The sequence below is a fragment of the Halomonas faecis genome (assembly GCF_010993975.1).
Classification (GTDB): domain Bacteria; phylum Pseudomonadota; class Gammaproteobacteria; order Pseudomonadales; family Halomonadaceae; genus Halomonas; species Halomonas faecis.
This window is the reverse complement of sequence record NZ_JAACZO010000055.1, coordinates 1-504: the sequence shown is the minus strand read 5'-3', so window position 1 is coordinate 504 and position 504 is coordinate 1. Positions and strand designations below refer to the sequence as shown.

General features: G+C 64.9%; 1 protein-coding gene. It reads left to right on the top strand.

Annotation, left to right across the window (positions count from 1 at the left end):
- On the top strand, window positions 1-504 hold a 504-nt coding region (locus tag GFD32_RS15820; protein WP_163577572.1), incomplete at both ends, for an AAA family ATPase.

The following is a 504-nucleotide window of genomic DNA, read 5'->3' as shown; positions in this document are numbered from 1 at the left end:
ACTACGTCGACAAGACCGAGCCGATCCACCGCCTGGTGGAAGCGGGCAAGTACTACTTCCTCTCGCGGCCGCGGCGCTTCGGCAAGAGCCTGCTGGTCGACACCCTGCGCTGCCTGTTCGAAGGCCGTGAAACGCTCTTCGAAGGCCTCTACATCCACGACCAATGGGACTGGCAGGCCCAGCACCCAGTGGTTCGCCTGAGCTTTGCCGACGGCGTGATGCAGAACCGCCAGCAGCTGGACGAACGCATCCGAGACCAGCTCTTCATCGCCCGCGAGCGGCTCGGCGTTCCGCTACACCGCCAGACCGACATTGCCGGCGAGTTCTCCGCCTTGATCCGCGGCGCCCATCAACGATACGGCCAGCGCGTGGCAGTGCTGGTGGACGAGTACGACAAGCCCATTCTCGACAACCTGATGGCGCCGGAGCGCGCTCGCGAGCTGCGTGAAGGGCTCAAGAACCTCTACAGCGTGCTCAAGGACGCCGATCCCCACCTCGCCTTCG